This window comes from Stenotrophomonas sp. 59 (genome assembly GCF_030291095.1).
In the GTDB taxonomy this organism is placed as follows: Bacteria; Pseudomonadota; Gammaproteobacteria; order Xanthomonadales; family Xanthomonadaceae; genus Stenotrophomonas; species Stenotrophomonas maltophilia_Q.
Genome location: NZ_CP127408.1, coordinates 4,106,034 through 4,120,223, shown reverse-complemented (window position 1 = coordinate 4,120,223; position 14,190 = coordinate 4,106,034). Strand labels below are relative to the sequence as shown.

General features: G+C 67.3%; 14 protein-coding genes. 9 read left to right on the top strand and 5 right to left on the bottom strand.

What is annotated here, in order from left to right; genetic code table 11:
- Positions 1-6: 6 nt before the first annotated feature.
- The 3 genes from QP552_RS18910 to rpoH all read left to right on the top strand — a co-directional run bounded on the left by QP552_RS18910 (position 7) and on the right by rpoH (position 2,726).
- On the top strand, positions 7-849 hold the full coding sequence (locus tag QP552_RS18910; RefSeq protein WP_106551188.1) for a response regulator: 843 nt from the start codon (positions 7-9) through the stop codon (positions 847-849).
- Between the two features lie 9 nt (positions 850-858).
- Positions 859-1,572, top strand: a complete 714-nt coding sequence (gene ung / locus QP552_RS18905) for a uracil-DNA glycosylase (protein WP_111203668.1) — start codon at positions 859-861, stop codon at positions 1,570-1,572.
- A 278-nt stretch (positions 1,573-1,850) separates the two neighbouring features.
- Positions 1,851-2,726, top strand: coding sequence for an RNA polymerase sigma factor RpoH (gene rpoH, locus QP552_RS18900; RefSeq protein ID WP_049428989.1), 876 nt, complete (start codon positions 1,851-1,853; stop codon positions 2,724-2,726).
- A 145-nt stretch (positions 2,727-2,871) separates the two neighbouring features.
- Here the strand turns inward: rpoH and purD are convergent, their stop codons facing one another.
- The 3 genes from purD to purH are packed head-to-tail and all read right to left on the bottom strand — an operon-like array spanning position 2,872 to position 6,692.
- Positions 2,872-4,155, bottom strand: coding sequence for a phosphoribosylamine--glycine ligase (gene purD, locus QP552_RS18895; RefSeq protein WP_286074357.1), 1,284 nt, complete (start codon positions 4,153-4,155; stop codon positions 2,872-2,874).
- A 58-nt stretch (positions 4,156-4,213) separates the two neighbouring features.
- Entirely contained in the window at positions 4,214-5,092 is an 879-nt protein-coding gene (locus QP552_RS18890) for a hypothetical protein (RefSeq protein WP_286074356.1), read from the bottom strand.
- A gap of 16 nt (positions 5,093-5,108) precedes the next feature.
- Complete coding sequence (gene purH, locus QP552_RS18885; protein WP_106551183.1) at positions 5,109-6,692, bottom strand: bifunctional phosphoribosylaminoimidazolecarboxamide formyltransferase/IMP cyclohydrolase; 1,584 nt, start codon at positions 6,690-6,692, stop codon at positions 5,109-5,111.
- A gap of 223 nt (positions 6,693-6,915) precedes the next feature.
- On the opposite strand from purH, the gene QP552_RS18880 reads away from it, so the two are divergent.
- Genes QP552_RS18880 through QP552_RS18855 form a run of 6 tightly spaced genes read left to right on the top strand, consistent with a single transcriptional unit; the run spans position 6,916 to position 12,716 of the window.
- Entirely contained in the window at positions 6,916-7,533 is a 618-nt protein-coding gene (locus tag QP552_RS18880; RefSeq protein ID WP_286074355.1) for a CDP-alcohol phosphatidyltransferase family protein, read from the top strand.
- Positions 7,534-7,567: 34 nt separating this feature from the next.
- On the top strand, positions 7,568-9,319 hold the full coding sequence (locus QP552_RS18875; protein ID WP_286074354.1) for a bifunctional alpha/beta hydrolase/class I SAM-dependent methyltransferase: 1,752 nt from the start codon (positions 7,568-7,570) through the stop codon (positions 9,317-9,319).
- Between the two features lie 23 nt (positions 9,320-9,342).
- On the top strand, positions 9,343-10,647 hold the full coding sequence (locus QP552_RS18870) for a phosphatase PAP2/dual specificity phosphatase family protein (RefSeq protein ID WP_286075949.1): 1,305 nt from the start codon (positions 9,343-9,345) through the stop codon (positions 10,645-10,647).
- Positions 10,644-11,081 carry a hypothetical protein gene (locus tag QP552_RS18865; protein WP_286074353.1) on the top strand — a complete coding sequence of 146 codons (438 nt, stop codon included), beginning with the start codon at positions 10,644-10,646 and terminating at the stop codon, positions 11,079-11,081. Before QP552_RS18870 ends, QP552_RS18865 begins: the two co-directional genes overlap by 4 nt.
- A 13-nt stretch (positions 11,082-11,094) precedes the next feature.
- Positions 11,095-11,724, top strand: coding sequence for a lysophospholipid acyltransferase family protein (locus QP552_RS18860; RefSeq protein ID WP_286074352.1), 630 nt, complete (start codon positions 11,095-11,097; stop codon positions 11,722-11,724).
- Positions 11,721-12,716, top strand: coding sequence for a phosphatidate cytidylyltransferase (locus tag QP552_RS18855; protein WP_099474013.1), 996 nt, complete (start codon positions 11,721-11,723; stop codon positions 12,714-12,716). The genes QP552_RS18860 and QP552_RS18855 overlap by 4 nt, the downstream gene beginning before the upstream one ends.
- A gap of 309 nt (positions 12,717-13,025) precedes the next feature.
- Here QP552_RS18855 and fis read toward each other — a convergent pair whose 3' ends face one another.
- Positions 13,026-13,301 (bottom strand): DNA-binding transcriptional regulator Fis, encoded by a 276-nt coding sequence (gene fis, locus QP552_RS18850; RefSeq protein ID WP_005419706.1) that lies wholly within the window; start codon positions 13,299-13,301, stop codon positions 13,026-13,028.
- A 114-nt stretch (positions 13,302-13,415) separates the two neighbouring features.
- Complete coding sequence (locus QP552_RS18845; protein WP_286074351.1) at positions 13,416-14,186, bottom strand: DUF3426 domain-containing protein; 771 nt, start codon at positions 14,184-14,186, stop codon at positions 13,416-13,418.
- Between the last annotated feature and the right edge of the window lie 4 nt (positions 14,187-14,190).

The following is a 14,190-nucleotide window of genomic DNA, read 5'->3' as shown; positions in this document are numbered from 1 at the left end:
ACCGGCATGCAACCGCAAGCGCTGAAGCACCTGGAAGGGCCCGCGACGCGGGTGATGGTGGTCGATGGCTCGAAGCTGGTGCGCAAGCTGATCGCCGATGTCCTGAAGCGCGACCTGCCCGGCGTGGAGGTGATCGGCTGCGACAGCATCGAGGACGCGCAGCAGGCGCTGGCGCAGGGTCCGGTGGACCTGGTGACCACCTCGCTGACCCTGCGCGATGGCGACGGCCTGGCACTGGCGCGGATGGTGCGCGAAGCCGCGGGGCAGGCCTATGTGCCGGTGATCGTGGTGTCCGGCGATGCACAGCAGCACCTGGAGCAGCGTCGCTTCACCGAGTACGTCACCGACTATTTCGACAAATCGCTCGGCCACGAGGCGCTGGCGACCTTCATCCGCGGTTATGTGCAGCCGCAGACCATTCCCGGCGCCACCATCCTCTACATCGAGGACAGCCGCGTGGTGGCCGAGGCCACCAAGCGCATGCTGGAACGCCAGCAGTTGAACGTGCTGCACGTGGTCAGCGCCGAAGAGGCGTTCACCCTGCTCACTGCCGAGTCGCTGGGCCGCAGCCGCCACCGCATCGACCTGGTGCTGACCGACGTCACCCTGAAGGGTGAACTGAGCGGCCGCGACGTGGTGCAGCGCGTGCGCGTGGACTTCGGCTACGGCAAGCGCCGCCTGCCGGTGCTGGTGATGACCGGCGACGGCAACCCGCACAACCAGACCGGGCTGCTGCAGTCCGGTGCCAACGACCTGGTGCTCAAGCCGATCGAAGAACGGCTGCTGGTCACCAAGGTGCTGTTCCAGCTGCGGCTGGCCCGGTTGAACGATGGACCCCTGATTCGATGAAGTGGCGCAATGATTGATGAAGTAGCGGACACCCCGACGATCCAGCTGGAACCGAGCTGGAAGCAGCATGTCGGCGATTACCTGTTGCAGCCGCAGATGCGCGAGTTGTCCAGCTTCCTGCGCCAGCGCAAGGCCGGTGGCGCGGCGGTGTTCCCGCCCGGCCCGCAGATCTTCGCCGCGTTCGATGCCACGCCGTTCGAGCAGGTGAAGGTGGTGATCCTCGGCCAGGACCCGTACCACGGCCGCGGCCAGGCGCATGGCCTGAGTTTCTCGGTGGCGCCGGGCGTACCGGTGCCGCCGTCGCTGCTGAACATCTACAAGGAGATCGAGAGCGATCTCGGCCTCCCGCGCCCGGACCACGGCTGCCTGATTCCGTGGGCACAACGTGGCGTGCTGCTGCTCAATGCCGTGCTGACCGTGGAAGAGGGCAAGGCCGGCGCGCACCAGGGCCGTGGCTGGGAGGGCTTCACCGACCACGTGGTGGACGTGCTCAACCGCGAACGCGAAGGCCTGGTGTTCATGCTCTGGGGTGCCTATGCGCAGCAGAAGGGCAAGGTCATCGATACCCGTCGCCATCGCGTGCTGAAGTCGCCGCACCCGTCGCCGTTGTCGGCACACCGTGGCTTCCTGGGTTGCCGGCATTTCTCGATGGCCAACGAGTACCTGCAGCGCCGCGGCCAGGCCCCGATCGACTGGTCGCTGCCGCCGCGTTCGGCACTCTGAGCGCCGGTGCCGGTCCGGGGCTGAACACCGGGCAACGTTTTCGGCCCTGAATGGGCCTCCTGGCCTACCCGTTCAGCTCCGCTTGACCGGAATCGGCCGGTTTCCGGTGGGTAATTGCTTGAATTCCAAGGGATTGTGAATCCCGAAAAGCGTGCTCGCCACTGTCATCAAATCGCGCTACGGTAGGGCTCTGTTTGGGACCAGTGTTGCATCAATAGGATGCTGGAACTTTTTCCTCCTTTAGCAGTCCAAATCCCGGACTGCTAAGATGGGTGCCTATGAGCCAGAACACCTCTACTGCCCTTGTGGCAAACAATCTCCCGATTCCCAGTGCGCTCGGTTCGCTGGACGCCTACATCGGTGCCGTGCACCAGATCCCGGTGCTGTCGGTCGATGACGAACAGGACCTGGCCCGTCGCTTCCGCGACGGCAACGATCTGGACGCCGCCCGCGAGCTGGTGCATTCGCACCTGCGCTTCGTGGTGCACGTGGCCCGCGGCTACAACGGCTACGGCCTTGCCCTGGGCGACCTGATCCAGGAAGGCAACATCGGCCTGATGAAGGCGGTCAAGCGCTTCGACCCGGAGATGGGCGTGCGCCTGGTCTCCTTCGCCGTGCACTGGATCCGTGCCGAGATGCACGAGTTCATCCTGAAGAACTGGCGCATCGTGAAGGTCGCCACCACCAAGGCGCAGCGCAAGCTGTTCTTCAACCTGCGCAAGTCGAAGACGCGCCTGGGCTGGATGAACGCGGCTGAGGTCAGCGCGGTGGCCAAGGACCTGAACGTGTCCGAGCGCGAGGTCATGGAAATGGAGTCGCGCCTGTCCGGTCGCGATATCGGTTTCGATGCGCCGACCGACGAAGACAACGAACACGCACCGCCGTCGCCGGCCGCGTTCCTGGTCGCCAATGACGAAGATCCGTCGATGGCGTACGAGCGTGCCGACAGCGAAGACAACCAGATGCAGCTGCTGCGCGAAGGCCTGGCTGAGCTGGATGCCCGTTCGCGCGACATCATCCGCCGCCGCTGGCTGGATGCCGACAGCAAGGTGACGCTGCAGGAGCTGGCCGACGAGTACGGCGTGTCGGCCGAGCGCATCCGCCAGGTTGAAGCGAACGCGCTGAAGAAGATGAAGGCGCTGTTCACCGCGTAAGGCGGGATGGCGTTGAAGCAATGAAAAGGCCCGGCATTCCCGGGCCTTTTTTGTTTTTCGCGGCGTTCTCATCCACGCATGGCATGGATCTACTGACGCTGGGTAGATCCACGCCATGCGTGGATGCCCTGATGCCGCGTGGGCCTCACCCTTCGCGTGCGATCGCGCGCCAACCAATGTCGTTGCGGTGGAACTCGTTTGCCCACGTCACCTTGGCTACGCCGGCGTAGGCATTGGCCTGCGCATCACGCACGCTGTCGCCCAGCGCTGCCACGCACAGCACGCGGCCGCCGGCACTGAGCACCTGGCCCTGTGCATCCAATGCCGTACCGGCGTGGAATACCTTGGCAGTGGCCGGCACTTCATCCAGGCCGGAAATCACGTCACCGGTGATCGGCGCTTCCGGGTACGGCTTCGCCGCCAGCACCACGCCCAACGACGGCCGCGGATCCCACTGTGCGTCGATCTGGTCCAGGCGGCCGTCGATGGCCGCTTCCACCAGTTCGACCAGATCCGACTGCAGGCGCAGCATCACCGGCTGGGTTTCTGGATCGCCGAAGCGCACGTTGAACTCGATCACCTTCGGCGCGCCGCTGGCGTCGATCATCAGGCCGGCATAGAGGAAGCCGGTGAACGGGATCCCGTCGGCGATCATGCCCTGCACGGTCGGGTTCACCACGTCGCGCATCACGCGTGCATGCACCTCCGGCGTCACCACCGGGGCCGGTGAATAGGCACCCATGCCGCCGGTGTTCGGGCCGGTGTCGCCGTCGCCGACGCGCTTGTGGTCCTGCGAGGTGGCCATCGGCAGCGCATGCACGCCGTCCACCATCGAAATGAAGCTGGCTTCCTCACCATCGAGGAACTCTTCGATCACCACGCGGGCGCCGGCATCGCCGAAGGCATTGCCCGAGAGCATGTCACGCACCGCGTCCTCGGCTTCGGCCAGGGTCATTGCCACGATCACGCCCTTGCCGGCGGCCAGGCCATCGGCCTTGACCACGATCGGTGCGCCCTTCTCGCGGATGTAGGACAGGGCGGCGTCCACGTCGGTGTGCACGGCGTAGAACGCGGTGGGGATGTTGTGGCGGGCCAGGAAGTCCTTGGCGTAGGCCTTGCTGCCTTCCAGCTGCGCGGCAGCGGCGGTCGGCCCGAAGATGCGCAGGCCGGCGGCGCGGAAGCGGTCGACCACGCCGGCCACCAGCGGTACTTCCGGGCCGACCACGGTCAGCGCCACGCCTTCAGCCTGGGCCAGCGCCAGCAGGCCGTCGATGTCGGTCACCTTCACCGCCACGTTGCGGCACTTGTCTTCGCTGGCGGTGCCGGCGTTGCCGGGTGCCACGATCACTTCGGTGACACGGGAGGACTGGGCCAGCTTCCATGCCAGGGCGTGTTCGCGGCCGCCAGAGCCGATGACAAGTACGTTCATCACGAGATTCCAGATTGCGTGGGAAGGGAAGATCGATATCCCCGGCGGCGGGCGTGTCTCACTCGCAGCCTTCGCGTCGCAGCGATTCGGGGAAGGAATAGGCCCAGGTCTTCGGGTCCAGGGTAAAGCGGTGTTCCTGCCGGACCTGCTTGCCGCCACAGGTGGTGCCGGTTTCCTCGATCAGCAGCGGCCAGATGCGCGCGCTGCGATCGCTGTCGTCGAAGCGCAGTGCGAAATCGATGCTGAAGCGGCGGGTACGGCAGTCCTCGACGGTCTCCGGGTCGCTGCTGGCCCCCAGGTTGTCGCACTCGTACTGGGCATCATTGTCGATATGGCTGCGGACGCTGCCGCTGGCCACCAGGCCGTTCGGACCTGGCAGGATCAGCGACTGCGAGAGCAGCGAGAAGCCCTGCCCGAACCAGCCGTCCTCGACGCGGAAGCCATGGAAGTCGCTACCGGCGCGGATGACGCTGACCGTGCCGGGCTGGCCACCGCTGCCGAAGCGTTCGCCGGTCAGCTCGCTGGTCACGTCGAAGCCATCGCCCTTCGGACGCAGCACGAAGAAGTCGATCGTGCCTGCGTCGATGTGCGCGCCTTCGGACAAAGCACCGCAGACCGCCAGCAACTGCTGCCAGCTGTCACCGCTCACCACCGGTTGCTCGGCGCAGACGTGCCAGTCCATTGGGCGGGTTTCGCCGTCGTCGTTCCAGCTGCCGTGCCATTCACCGGAGAGCCTGGCGTTCTTGCCGTAGCGCTGGACCAGGAAGGCCTGCAGTCGTGCGGTGCGGCTCACGTGCGCCGTCGGCTCGGAAGGGGCCGACGTGGCGGCCTGTTGCGACGACGCAGGCACCGGGGCGGCCGCAGGCTTGCAGCCGGCCAGCACGGCCGCGCCCGCGAGGGCGAGCATGGCCAGCGATTTCATCGAAACTGTGGACATCCGTGTCGCTCCAGGATCAATGACGGAAGTGGCGCACGCCGGTGAACACCATGGCCAGGCCATGTTCGTCGGCGGCGGCGATCACTTCGGCATCGCGCATCGAGCCGCCCGGCTGGATGACCGCCTTGATGCCGGCGGCCGCTGCGGCATCGATGCCATCGCGGAACGGGAAGAACGCATCGGAGGCCATCACCGAACCCTCGACTACCAGGTTTGCATCGGCCGCCTTGATGCCGGCGATGCGCGCGGAATAGACGCGGCTCATCTGCCCGGCGCCCACGCCAATCGTGCGGTTGTCCTTGGCGTACACAATCGCGTTGGACTTCACGAACTTGGCCACCTTCCAGGCGAACAGCAGGTCGGTGAACTGTTTGTCGGTCGGCGCCAGCTTGCTGACCACCTTCAGTTCGTCGCGGGTCATGCCGCGGTTGTCCGACGACTGCAGCAGCAGGCCCGAGCCGACGCGCTTGCTGTCGAAGTTGTTCAGGCCGTCGCCGTGCGGGATGCGCAGCACGCGCACGTTGGCCTTCTTCTGTGCGTATTCCAGCGCGGCCGGCTCGTAGTCCGGGGCGATCAGCACTTCGACGAACTGGCGGTCCAGGATCACCTTGGCAGTGGCGGCGTCCAGCGGTTTGTTGAAGGCGATGATGCCGCCGAAGGCGCTGGTCGGGTCGGTGGCGTAGGCCAGCTCGTAGGCATCGCCGTTGCCGGCACCGACGGCCACGCCGCACGGGTTGGCGTGCTTGACGATCACGCAGGCCGGCGCATCGAACTGGCGCACGCATTCCCACGCCGCATCGGCGTCGGCCAGGTTGTTGTAGCTCAGTTCCTTGCCCTGCAGCTGCTGGAAGGTGGCCAGCGTGCCCGGCACCGGGTACAGGTCGCGGTAGAAGGCGCCGCTCTGGTGCGGGTTCTCGCCGTAGCGCAGGTCCATCACCTTCACGAAGGTGGAGTTCATCTGCGCCGGGTACTCGGCGCGGGCCGGCACGGCGGCGTCGGTGGCGGTGACCGCCGACAGGTAGTTGCTGATCGCCGCATCGTACTGGGCAACGCGGTTGAACGCGGCCACCGAGAACGCGAAGCGGGTGGCAGCCGTCAGCTGGCCGTCGTTGGCGTCCAGCGAGGCGAGCAGCTCGGCGTACTGCGACGGATCGGTGGCCACCGCCACGCGGGCGAAGTTCTTGGCTGCCGAACGCAGCATGGCCGGGCCGCCGATGTCGATGTTCTCGACCGCGTCGGCCAGGGTGCAGTCGGCCTTGGCGGTAACCGATTCGAACGGGTACAGGTTCAGCACCAGCAGGTCGATGGCACCGATGCCGTGCTCTGCCATCACTGCGTCATCCAGGCCGGAGCGGCCCAGCAGGCCGCCGTGCACCATCGGGTGCAGGGTCTTGACCCGGCCGTCCATCATTTCCGGGAAGCCGGTGACGTCGGCCACGTCCTTCACGGCCAGGCCCGCATCGCGGATCGCCTTGGCAGTGCCGCCGGTGGACAGCAGCTCCACGCCGCGTGCCGCCAGCGCAGTGGCCAGCTCGACCAGACCGGTCTTGTCGGAAACGGAGAGGAGGGCCCGGCGGACGGGCAACAGATCAGCAGTCATGGGACAGAATCGGCAGCGGAGCGGGGCCGATATTGTAGGCGGTGGGGGCCGGTGGCGGGTGCCGGAAGGGGTAATTTGCCGCAGCAATCGGCCCAGGACCGGGTTGGGCACATTGATCCGGCCCGATCAGGGGGCTGGGCCACGGACCGGCGCCGGGTTGTCGGAATCAGCCGACGATGGGGTAGGCTGTGCCCGCACTGCCAAGGATCAGCGGGTACGGATCATGTCGATCTATGCATTGAAAGGACGTTTCCAGGACCTGTTGCGTCCGGCCGTGCGCGGGCTCTACCGCCTCGGCATCACCGCCAATACGGTGACCGTGGCCGCTGCCGTGGTCTCGCTGCTGGTGGCCGCGGCCGTGTGGTGCTGCGCGCCTGCCCAGCCTCTGCTGTACCTGCTGCTGCCGTTGTGGATGCTGCTGCGCATGGCGCTCAACGCCGTGGACGGCATGCTGGCGCGCGAATTCGGCCAGCAATCGCGGCTGGGCGCCTATCTGAACGAATTGTGCGATGTGATCGCTGATGCAGCGCTGTACCTGAGCCTGCTCAGCGTCCCCGCCGTGCGCCCGGAGGCACTGTGGCTGCTGGCCTGGACCGCGGCGCTGAGCGAATACGCCGGCGTGCTGGGGCTGATGGTCGGGGCCAGCCGTCGCTATGACGGCCCCATGGGGAAGAGCGACCGCGCCTTCCTGATCGGCGTGCTGGGCCTGCTGCTGGCGTTCGGCTGGGGTGGTGCGATGACGGTCAGCGGCGTGGCCGCAGCCATGGCAGTGCTGTGCATGCTGACGATGATCAATCGCGTACGGCGCGGGCTGCGGGAAGCGGCGGTTTCGCCGAATTAATCAAGCAGATACAAAAAGACAATCAGGAGATTGCATGCGTCAGGCGCAGGAACGGGAATTCCACAGCTTCGACCAGGTACCGCTGTTTTACCGGTACTGGCCGGGCACCACCGCAGCCCCGGCCAGCAAGGCCATCGTGCTGCTGCACCGCGGCCACGAGCACTCCGGCCGCGTCACTCACCTGGTCGACGAGCTGGACCTGCCCGACACCGCCTTCTTCGCCTGGGATGCGCGCGGCAATGGCCGCTCGCCGGGTGCACGTGGCGATGCACCGGGCTTCCCGGCGCTGGTGCGTGACCTGGACAGCTTCATTGCCCACATCGGCGCCGAGCACGGTATCGCGGTGGAAGACATCGTGGTGATCGCGCAGAGCGTGGGCGCCGTGGTTGCTGCTACGTGGGTGCACGATTACGCACCGCGCCTGCGTGCGCTGGTGATGGCCTCGCCGGCGTTCAAGGTGAAGCTGTACGTGCCGTTCGCACGTGCGGGGCTGACCCTGATGCAGAAGCTGCGCGGAAACTTCTTCGTCAACAGCTACGTCAAGCCGCAGTGGCTGACCCATGACCCGGCGCGGGTGGAAAGCTACCGCACCGACCCGCTGATCACCCGCCCGATCTCGGTGCGCGTACTGCTGGGCCTGTACGAAGCGGCTGACCGCATCGTGGCCGATGCGCAGGCGATCAGCGTGCCGGTGCAGCTGCTGGTGTCCGGCTCGGACTTCGTCGTGCACCGTGGCCCGCAGGACCGCTTCTACGAGCGCCTGTCCAGCCCGATCAAGGAGCGCGTGCACCTGCCAGGCTTCTTCCACGACACGCTGGGCGAGCGTGATCGCGCGCCGGCACTGGCGCGCATCCGCAGTTTCATCCAGGCACGTTTCGCCGAGCCGCTGCGCGAGCTGTCGCGACGCGATGCGCATCGGCATGGGCCGACGTTTGAAGAGTCTGAAATCCTGGCCTGGCCGCCGGAGCGCAACAGCCTGGCCGACCTGCGCTGGCGCGTGGTGCGTGGCGGCCTGCGCTTCGGCGGCACGCTGTCCGAAGGCATCGCGCTGGGCCTGCAGACCGGTTTTGATTCCGGCAGCACGCTCGACTACATCTATCGCGACGAAGCGCGCGGCAAGGGGCCGTTCGGCCGCATGGTCGACCGCAATTATCTGGACGCGATCGGCTGGCGCGGCATCCGCATCCGTGGCCAGCACCTGCAGGAACTGCTGCGCGACGCTGCCCAGCGCCTGCGCGGGCAGGGCACGCCGGTGCGTGTGCTGGACGTGGCCGCCGGCCATGGCCGGTATGTGCTGGAAGCGCTGGGCCAGGGAGAACAGCGCGCCGACCGCATCGTGCTGCGTGATTTCAGCGATCTGAACGTGACCCAGGGCCAAGCATTGATCGAGCGCCTCGGTGCGGCCGACATCGCCCGCTTCGAGCAGGGCGATGCGTTCGATCCGGCGCAACTGGCCAAGGTCGATCCAGCACCGACACTGGCGGTGGTGTCGGGCCTGTACGAACTGTTCCCCGACAACGACGCCGTGCTGCGCTCGCTGCAGGGCATTGCCGCAACGGTGCCGGTGGGAGGCTACCTGGCCTACACCGGTCAGCCGTGGCACCCGCAGCTGGAATTCATCGCGCGCGCGCTGACCAGCCACCGCGGTGGCGCAGCGTGGGTGATGCGCCGCCGTACCCAGCAGGAGATGGATGAGCTGGTGCGCCTGGCTGGTTTCGCGAAGGTGGCGCAGCGCATCGACGAATTCGGCATCTTCACCGTGTCGCTGGCACGCCGGACCGCGTGATGGTGACGCTGGCCGCAACACCGCTGGCCACAACAGGGCGCCCCTGGCGGCGCGCCCTGTTGTGGCTGGCCCTGCTGGGTCCGTTCTTCTTCGCCAGCTACGGCTTCGCCAACTGGATGGCTGGACGCCATGCCGAACTGCCGGTGATGGCGTTCGCCTGGGAGACGCGCATTCCGTTCGTGCCGTGGACGATCGTGCCGTACTGGTCGATCGACCTGTTCTATGCGGTCTCCTTCTTCCTGTGCCGGCAACGGTTGGAACTGGACCGGCATGCGCTGCGGCTGTTCAGTGCGCAGCTGATCGCGGTGACCTGCTTCCTGCTGTGGCCGCTGCGCTTCAGCTTCGAGCGGCCGGAGATCGGCGGCGTGTTCGGTTGGCTGTTCGATGTGCTGCTGGGCTTCGACAAGCCGTTCAACCAGGCGCCGTCGCTGCACATCGTGCTGCTGATCGTGCTGTGGGTGAAGTTCGCGCAGTACCTGCACGGCGTGTGGCGTTGGGTGCTGCATGTGTGGGCGCTGCTGATCGGTGTCTCGGTACTGACGACGTTCCAGCACCATTTCATCGACATCCCGACCGGGCTGCTGGCCGGCTGGTTGTGCGTGTGGCTGTGGCCGGAGCAGGGCACGCCACCGCTGCGCGCCTGGCGCACTGCGCGTGATGCCAGACGTTGGCGATTGGCTGCGCTGTACCTGCTGGGGGCCGCTGCATTGCTGGTGCCGGTGGTGCTTCTGCGTGGCGCGGCGTTGTGGCTGCTGTGGCCGGTGGTGTCGCTGCTGCTGGTGGCGCTTGCCTATGCCGGGCTGGGTACGGCGGTGTTCCAGAAACGCGCCGATGGTCGCTTGACGATGGCCGCACGCTGGCTGCTGGCACCATACCTGGGCGCCGCCTGGATCAACTCGCGGCTGTGGACGCGACGTGCGCCGCAGCCGGTGCCGGTGCTGGACGGCGTGTGGCTGGGCCGGATTCCCTGCACGGCATTGCCGGCACCTTTGGTGGGCGTGGTCGATGCCTGCGCCGAGCTGTCCTGCTGCGCGCCGGGTGCGGCGCACGCCGGTGTGCCGATGCTGGACCTGGTGGTGCCCACGCCGGAACAGCTGCGCGAGGCGGCCGAGGCCATCGAGTGCCTGCGTGCGCAGGGGCCGTTGCTGGTGTGCTGTGCGCTGGGCTACTCGCGCAGTGCTGCCAGCGTGGCGGCCTGGCTGCTGCGCAGTGGTCGCGCGGCTGACGCTGATACGGCGGTGGCGATCGTGCGTTCTGCGCGCCCTGGCATCGTGCTGGGTACGGCCCATCTGCGTGCCATCACCGATGCGGCAGGAGCGCGCACATGAGTACGGTTCCCGATCTGGCGACCATGCAGCTGCTGCTGCGGCAGGGGCGCTGGCCGGCATGCCTGTCGCTGGGGCTGCTGCTGGTGGCATTGCTACTGCTCGGCACCGAGCCGGGCCTGGCGATGATCGCCGCAGGGTTGTTGCTGGCCAGCATGTTTGCGGGGGCGGCGCAGACGTACCACGCGTGGCGGGTGGCGCTGGACGCCAGCCTGCTGCAGCTGCTGCGCGATGAGGGCCTGGACGGCGATGCCGCTGCGCGCCGCACCGATCAGCTGCTGCAGGACAGTGGCCTGCGCCCAGCGTCGCCCGATGTGCCCCTGCGGGGCTGGGACGCGCGCTGGGCCGGCATGCGTCGCCTGCTGCTGCGCCAGTACCTGCTGACCGCGGCGCAGTTCGCACTGCTGGTGCTGGCCGTGTTGTGGCCGCAGATGTGAACGGGAGGGACCAATGTTCGCCGAACTGATTGCCCGCGCCTGCAGTGGTGCGATCCATGTAGTAACCGGTGCACGCGCGCTGTGGATCGGTTGCGCGCCGTCCAGCGAGCGCCGCGTGTACTACGGCAACCACGCCAGCCATGGTGACTTCGTGCTGATCTGGTCGTCGATGCCGCCTGCGTTGCGGCGCCAGGTGCGGCCAGTTGCTGCCGCCGAATACTGGCAGCGCGACGGCCTGCGTCGCTACCTGATCGATGCGGTGTTCAACGGCGTGCTGGTCGAGCGCGAGGCCGGCCATCGACAGCAGGATCCTCTACAGGTGCTGCGCGACGCGGTGGACGAAGACTGCTCGCTGATCCTGTTCCCGGAAGGCACCCGCAACGTGGGCGATGAGCCGCTGCTGCCGTTCAAGAGCGGCATCTATCACCTGGCACGGCAACGCCCGGAGCTGGAATTCGTACCGGTGTGGATCGACAACCTGAAGCGGGTGATGCCCAAGGGCCGCTTCCTGCCGCTGCCCTTGCTGTGCACGGCCACCTTCGGCACGCCGTTGCGGTTGCAGGCCGACGAGGACAAGGCTGCGTTCCTGGCGCGCAGCCGGCAGGCGCTGCTGGACCTGGCGCCGAACGGGGGGCGCCCATGAGTTTCCTGATCGATGTGTCAGGCGACCTGGCAACGCAGAGCGTGGGCCAGCAGACCGGCCTGCTGTTCGCTGGCGTCGGCGCGGTGCTGGTGCTGGCCACGCTGGTGGCCGAAACGCTGCGATGGCGCCAGCGCGGCCGGCCCAGCGCAGTGATCGCCAACCTGGTGTCGCGCATCCGCGCGTGGTGGGTGATGGCGATCGTGGTCGGGCTGGCGCTGTTCTTCGGCCGTGCCGGGGTGATCGTGCTGTTCGCGATCATCTCGCTGTTCGCGCTGCGTGAGTTCATCACCCTGGCACCGACGCGCTCGGGTGACTACTACGCGCTGCTGGCCGCGTTCTACATCGTGCTGCCGTGGCAGTACTACCTGGTGTGGATCGACTGGTACGGCATGTACACGCTGCTGATTCCGGTCTATGCGTTCCTGTTCCTGCCGATCCTGTCGACCATCGGCGGCGACACCACGCACTACCTGGAGCGCACGGCGAAGGTGCAGTGGGGGCTGATGATCTGCGTGTTCTGCATCTCGCACGTACCGCTGCTGCTGAACCTGCACGTGCCCGGGCACGACCCGTCGCGCAACGTGCTGCTGTTTGCTTTCCTGGTGATCGTGGTGCAGTCCTCGGACGTGCTGCAGTACATCTGGGGCAAGCTGCTGGGCAAGCACCTGATCGCACCGAAGCTGTCACCGTCGAAAACGGTGGAGGGCTTCGTCGGCGGTGTGCTCAGTGCGAGCGCACTGGGCGCGGCGCTGTGGTGGATCACCCCGTTCACGCCGCTGCAGGCGTTCGGCCTGTCGCTGCTGATCAACCTGATGGGATTCTGGGGTGGCCTGGTGATGTCGGCGATCAAGCGCGACCGTGGCATCAAGGACTGGGGCCACATGATCGAGGGCCATGGCGGCATGCTCGACCGGCTGGATTCGGTGTGCTTCGCCGCACCGGTGTTCTTCCATGTGGTGCGGTATTACTGGAAGGCGGGCGGGGGAGGCTGACTGCGCTGGGCCTTCATCCACGCATGGCGTGGATCTACGGGCGAGGGCGGTTGATTCCGCTGGGCCTTCATCCACGCATGGCGTGGATCTACGGGCGGGGGCGGTTGATTCCGCCGGGCTTCCATCCACGCATGGCGTGGATCTACGGGCGAGGGCGGTTGATTCCGCCGGGCCTTCATCCACGCATGGCGTGGATCTACGGGCGGGGGCGGCTGATCCCGCCGGGCCTTCATCCACGCATGGCGTGGATCCACCGGAACCGGGTGGACCCGGCATCGGTAGCGCCGGGCCATGCCCGGCGGGCGGCGCTTACGCGCTGATGCCGTATTCCTTCAGCTTCTTGCGCAGGGTGGCGCGGTGGATGCCCAGCATCGCCGCAGCGCGGCTCTGATTGCCTTCGCAGTGGTTGAGCACTTCCACGAACAGCGGAATTTCCATCTCGCGCAGTACGATCTCGTAGACATCGTCCGCGTCGCAGCCATCGAGGTCACGCAGGTAACGGCGCACGGACTGGGCGACATGTTCACGCAGCGGTGGCCGGGGAGCGCCACGACTGTTGTCAGGACGAGAAAGGACAGCGTTCAAGGGGGTTCCCGATTCGGTTGGCCCGTGCGCGCGGGGCGCGCGGCCGGACGAGGTGGTGGCGGCCAGTCTAGCGCGAGCGTGCGCGGCCTGCCACGGCCGGTCGCCTTTTCACGGTCAGAGGAAGTCGAAGGTGAATGCGACGGTGGATGCGGCGGGCTCCTGCACACGGAAGGCAACGCGCGCGCTCTGGCCCGGTTCCAGCAGGGCCGCACCGGGGTTCTCGCCCAGGTACTGCGCAGGCGTGAACACACCGCTGCCGATCACCCGCCCATCAGCATCGGACAGTGACAGGCGCAGGTCCGGCCAGGCCTGTGCCCAGCGTGCGTCGTTGCGGATGCTGGCCTGGACCTGCAGCACACCGGCCTGCCCGGGCAGCGGCCGGATCTCGCGGCTGGTCATGGTGAAGGCGGTGGGTTCATGCCAGGCCGGCAGGCTGCAGTGCAGGACGCCGCAGAGCGTGCCCAGCCATGCACGGTTGCCGGCGTCGGCGGCCAGCCGCGCACGGTCGGCAAGCACGCTCTGCAACAGCAGCAGCAGCGCCAGCCCCGCAACCAGCAGACAGTGCCAGCGGGGTGCCGGCAGGTTGCGGGGACGCGCACTGCCAAGGAAACTCGGCGCATCAGCGGCAGCCACCGTTGCCGGCACTGCAACCTGTGCCGGCGCGACGGCCGCAGTTTCATCAACGATGACAGGCGCATCGTCGTGCCGCATCTCTGCCGCCGCCACATGCGCCGCTTCGGCAGGCCCGGTTGGCACCTGCATGGCAGGCGGCGCGTGTTCGTCCGGGGCCTGCGTGCGCGCATCGGTCGCAGGCACAGGCTCACCTTCCGGCGCGGTGCGCAGGAAGGTCGCCAGGGGGCGTCGCGGTGGGTTCGGCTCGGACATGCTC

Coding starts and splice junctions, on each gene's coding strand:
- QP552_RS18910 (WP_106551188.1), top strand. CDS start 7: ATGCAACCGCAAGCGCTGAAGCACCTGGAAGGGCCCGCGACGCGGGTG.
- ung (WP_111203668.1), top strand. CDS start 859: ATGATTGATGAAGTAGCGGACACCCCGACGATCCAGCTGGAACCGAGC.
- rpoH (WP_049428989.1), top strand. CDS start 1,851: ATGAGCCAGAACACCTCTACTGCCCTTGTGGCAAACAATCTCCCGATT.
- purD (WP_286074357.1), bottom strand. CDS start 4,155: ATGAACGTACTTGTCATCGGCTCTGGCGGCCGCGAACACGCCCTGGCA.
- QP552_RS18890 (WP_286074356.1), bottom strand. CDS start 5,092: ATGTCCACAGTTTCGATGAAATCGCTGGCCATGCTCGCCCTCGCGGGC.
- purH (WP_106551183.1), bottom strand. CDS start 6,692: ATGACTGCTGATCTGTTGCCCGTCCGCCGGGCCCTCCTCTCCGTTTCC.
- QP552_RS18880 (WP_286074355.1), top strand. CDS start 6,916: ATGTCGATCTATGCATTGAAAGGACGTTTCCAGGACCTGTTGCGTCCG.
- QP552_RS18875 (WP_286074354.1), top strand. CDS start 7,568: ATGCGTCAGGCGCAGGAACGGGAATTCCACAGCTTCGACCAGGTACCG.
- QP552_RS18865 (WP_286074353.1), top strand. CDS start 10,644: ATGAGTACGGTTCCCGATCTGGCGACCATGCAGCTGCTGCTGCGGCAG.
- QP552_RS18860 (WP_286074352.1), top strand. CDS start 11,095: ATGTTCGCCGAACTGATTGCCCGCGCCTGCAGTGGTGCGATCCATGTA.
- QP552_RS18855 (WP_099474013.1), top strand. CDS start 11,721: ATGAGTTTCCTGATCGATGTGTCAGGCGACCTGGCAACGCAGAGCGTG.
- QP552_RS18845 (WP_286074351.1), bottom strand. CDS start 14,186: ATGTCCGAGCCGAACCCACCGCGACGCCCCCTGGCGACCTTCCTGCGC.